The organism is Gemmatimonas sp. (genome assembly GCF_046594945.1).
Classification (GTDB): Bacteria; Gemmatimonadota; Gemmatimonadetes; order Gemmatimonadales; family Gemmatimonadaceae; genus Gemmatimonas.
Window position 1 is genome coordinate 1 of record NZ_JBKJRB010000147.1, and the last position, 3,953, is coordinate 3,953.

At 60.8% G+C, this 3,953-nt stretch carries 4 protein-coding genes; all 4 read left to right on the forward strand.

Annotated features, from left to right (window positions below; all coding sequences use genetic code 11):
* Positions 1-172 precede the first annotated feature (172 nt).
* The 4 genes from ACLL97_RS17645 to ACLL97_RS17660 all read left to right on the forward strand — a co-directional run bounded on the left by ACLL97_RS17645 (position 173) and on the right by ACLL97_RS17660 (position 3,649).
* Entirely contained in the window at positions 173-466 is a 294-nt protein-coding gene (locus tag ACLL97_RS17645) for a type II toxin-antitoxin system RelE/ParE family toxin (protein ID WP_411281795.1), read from the forward strand.
* Positions 432-797, forward strand: a complete 366-nt coding sequence (locus ACLL97_RS17650) for a HigA family addiction module antitoxin (protein ID WP_411281796.1) — start codon at positions 432-434, stop codon at positions 795-797. The genes ACLL97_RS17645 and ACLL97_RS17650 overlap by 35 nt, the downstream gene beginning before the upstream one ends.
* A gap of 220 nt (positions 798-1,017) precedes the next feature.
* Positions 1,018-2,190 (forward strand): hypothetical protein, encoded by a 1,173-nt coding sequence (locus ACLL97_RS17655; protein ID WP_411281797.1) that lies wholly within the window; start codon positions 1,018-1,020, stop codon positions 2,188-2,190.
* 301 nt (positions 2,191-2,491) lie between these two features.
* Positions 2,492-3,649 carry a 6-bladed beta-propeller gene (locus ACLL97_RS17660; RefSeq protein WP_411281798.1) on the forward strand — a complete coding sequence of 386 codons (1,158 nt, stop codon included), beginning with the start codon at positions 2,492-2,494 and terminating at the stop codon, positions 3,647-3,649.
* Positions 3,650-3,953: the final 304 nt, after the last annotated feature.

Sequence of the window (3,953 nt, forward strand, 5' to 3'; positions counted from 1 at the left end):
GGCCTGTGCTCGACAGCGAGACGAAACGACACCACATTCGATGCGAGACAAACCCACCGCGTGCTAACGAGTTCCGTTTCCACATTGGCCTGCTTCGGGAGTTTTCCTACAGCCTCGATAGCGTGACAACGTCCGCTGGCACAGCACTACGGGACCCGTTATAATAGATAGTGTGATACGCACGTTTGCCGACGCGGCCACGGAAGACCTTTTTAACGGACTCGACAGCCGGCGCGCGCGCCGTGCGTGCCCGGCGATGCTGTGGTCGGCCGTGACGCGGAAGCTGACGCAGCTCAACCGCGTTCGGGAATTGCGGGAGCTGGCGATTCCGCCGGGGAACAGGCTGGAGGCCCTGCGTGGCACGCGTCGCGGCCAGCACAGCATCCGCATCAACGATCAGTTCCGGATTTGCTTCCGGTGGGAGGATGGCTATGCCGACGACGTCGAAGTCACGGACTACCACTAAACGGCCTGCGGCGCTGGTGCAGCGGCGCCTGCCCACGCATCGCCCGCCCACGCATCCGGGTGAGATGCTGCTGGAAGAGTTCCTCCGTCCGCTGGGCATCTCGCAGTCGGCGTTCGCGGTGCAGCTTGGTGTGTCGTTCCCGCGACTGAATGAGGTGATTCACGCCAAGCGCGCGGTCACTCCGGATACGGCGCTTCGGTTGGCCCAGGTGACCGGGATGAGCGCGGATTTTTGGCTCGGCTTGCAGCAGGATTGGGATCTCTGGCATGCGTTGCGCTCCGCTGAAGCCGCGGCCATTGCTCGGTTGAAGCCCTTGCCGCGCGCCGGCTAGTGGCACGCTAACGAACCGTTGCTACTGACAGCGCGCTGCGGCGTGCGGCAGGCGGTCGCCGTGCTGGCGCACGTCGCCCGTCCGGCCGCATTTTGTTTTGGGCTCTGCAACAGAACGCAAAGCGTTAGACCCCCACAGGCATCGTATTGCGAAACGGTCGCCGCTCTCTCGCCGTGTCCGGTCACATCACTCAAGCACATGCGCGCCGCATAGTTAGCCGATGCATTTGAAGCCCATTCTCGCCGCTACACTTTTGTTCGCAGCGCCGGTACTCGTGCGTTCGCAGGAGTCGCCGAGTTCCGCGAAGCGCGGCATCAAGGTCGGCATTCGAGCCGATACGATCAGTTCTCCACGGCGCGAGATCTTCGCGACATGGCGAGCATACGTGAACAATGAGCCCGAACGGTTCGCCTCAAGTCCGTATTGGATATCGGGCGACCAGAAGCGATGGCCGATCTTCGATCTCGCTGCCGCGTGGATCTATTTCGGAGCGGCAGGTTACCCGCGACCGGAGGCGACGTTAGTCTCGATTGATCCTGTGATTCCTGGGCACGAGGGGGCGGCAGATACATTTATTGTTCGAGCACTCTATACGACGACCGACAGCGCGGGGAACTCACTTCCTGTCGCGTTGACACGGACCTTTGCTGTCCGAGAACGAGATCGGTGGGTCCTCGCAAGCCCCATCCCGCGTCTGACAGCGGCGTGGACACGTGTACGGCGCGGCCGCATCACATTCATCTTCCCGCCGACGCATGTATTTAATGAAAGGCGAGCCGAGCGCTCCGGGCGGTTTGTTGACTCACTGTCTCGTGCCTTTGGGATCATCACGCCACCCCCAATCAACTTTTATGTTGCGGACCGTCCTGAGGACCTGGCAAAATTTGTCGGCGTAGACATGGCAGTGCCTCAAACGAGCTTCGGGCGAGCAGTTCCGGGGAACAACATGATTTTGAGTGGACTACCCGTCTACGGTGAGTGGTATCCACATGAGCTCACGCACCTCGTACTCGCCAGATGGCTCGCCGAGCGCGACGTATTTGGCACCATGGATGAAGGTATGGCCCATTGGCTCGGAGGCGCTACCGGTCGGCCATTTCCTGTGCTGATGGCAGAACTCAGTCATGAGCTCGCGACGCGTCCTTTGTTGACCCTCGATTCGCTATTGGGTCCAGGACATCGCTCAGATAGCTTGGCCAACCGCGCAGCGGCGGGCCTCCTGGCGTTCGCCAACGAGCGGGGCGGAGTCAACGCCGTGAAGGCGGTGCTTACACCCCGCAAGGGGAAACATGGGCCTGACCACCTGTCCTCGGCGGCAGATGCACTCGGCTTGCACGGATCGTTACTCGACGCCGGATGGCGTGCCTTTGTTCGCCTTGCAGCGCAGAAGTAGGCGAGCATCAATGCGCGGGGTGCCTAACGTGCGCTGCTGCAGACGAGGGCGCTCCTGATTGCTCGCTTCGCTCGTTTTTATCGGACGCCCTCGCAGCAGAGCTGGGGCGTTGAGGCTGGAGGATTAGCCTGTCGTCGCCGTCGCCCCGCTTATTGTGGAGAACTTCACCGCCACATTCGCCTCAGGATCGACGATCGCCTTCGCGTCAATGGTTCTTGTATACGGGAAATCAGCTTCGACGATGGTGTTCGGACTTATCCTACAGCTTCGTTAGGCAACATCTACCTTGGATTGTTGGGTCATGCACGGCACTGAGCAAATGTGGAAGCGCGCACTGCGACACGTCCGTTTTGGGCTCACTGGCAGCGTCTTCCTGCTCGCCGCGGGCTGCAGGCAAACGAGCGACGGCGCACGTCAGACTTCACTCGCGGACGCGACAATGGACCGAGACACCGTTCGGGTGGTGACCCGAACCGAAGGCGTTTGGGGGCCAGCCTTCGATGCCGTCGAGATCTTGCGTGTGCCAAGTGATCGGAACGAGACAACCTTCGGACTTGTGCGCGAGGTTGCGCCGCTGCCGAACGGGGGAGTCTTGGTCTTCGACGCTCAGGGCATCGAAGGCCGCGTCCTGCGTGCATTCGACGCTAATGGTCAATTCACGCATACGATCGGTCGTGCGGGGAACGGCCCCGGTGAGTACGCTGCAGAGGCCGTTCGAATCACCGTTCAGCCTGATGGAACGATGCTGTTGCATCAACCGATGCGTCTGATAAGTCGATACGGAGCGGACGGCCGTTTTCGCAACAGCTTTCCTGTCACCCATGGAAACGGCCTCGTCGAGCTTTTTCGTGGCGCAGACGGATCCTTCTTCACGCCGTTTTCTGTACGGCCCGCGGCAGGGACGTTGAAACGGAGCAGCTGGCCGATGCTGACTGGCGATGCGCGAGTCCGAAGCACGTCCAACAGCCGGACGATGTTTCGCTACGACACCACCGGCACGGCTCTCGACTCTGTTTCGTTCGTCGGTCGCTGGCTACACTCCAACCAGACACACTCGTTTGTGACACCGAGCGAGTCCTGGTTTCCTCTTCCGGACGGACGACTGGTGGTGCTCCGAACCGACGTGCTCGGATTTTTGCTCGTCGATCCGACCGGTCGCGCCAATCCACTCATTGCTCAAGTGCCTACGGAGTCGATCGAATACAACGACGATGAGCGCAAGGAATGGGAACTAACGTTAGACCGTCGCGTCCGTGGCACGGCGAACGAGGAAGCTGATCGCTTGCCATTGTACAAAAAGCCGGCGGGTTCTGGCACTGTTGATCCGGAAGGGCGCATCTGGGTGCAGAAGCAGGTGAGGAGTGAGAAGGTCACGCCGTACTGTACGAACGTCCACGAAGGAAAGTGCATTTCGCGTAACTCATATGCTGGTCGCCCGTGTACGTCGCGTTCGAGCTAAGCGGTCGGTACCTAGGCGAGGTCCGCTTCCCGCGGTCGACAAGCTTCATCCGGCTCGCGCGCGGCCACGCTTGGGCAATCACGCGCGGCGAGGACGATCAGCAACTGCTGGTCAAGTTTCGCATTCCCTGAGTAAGAGACAGGGTCGCGTGTGCCTGTTGCCTAACAAACCGTGAGACTGTGTGAAAACTCGAGCAGCGTAGCGGTGCGTGACGCCGGATCGTGCTTGCTCGACGCTTCACACGAGCGACGCGCTAAAATCGACGTCGGACGCGTCATGAGGCTATCTGGTGCCCGATGTGCGT

What these genes read in the sequence shown, in the direction of transcription:
- ACLL97_RS17650 (WP_411281796.1), top strand. Translation starts at nt 432, where the DNA reads ATGCCGACGACGTCGAAGTCACGGACTACCACTAAACGGCCTGCGGCG.
- ACLL97_RS17655 (WP_411281797.1), top strand. Translation starts at nt 1,018, where the DNA reads ATGCATTTGAAGCCCATTCTCGCCGCTACACTTTTGTTCGCAGCGCCG.
- ACLL97_RS17660 (WP_411281798.1), top strand. Translation starts at nt 2,492, where the DNA reads ATGCACGGCACTGAGCAAATGTGGAAGCGCGCACTGCGACACGTCCGT.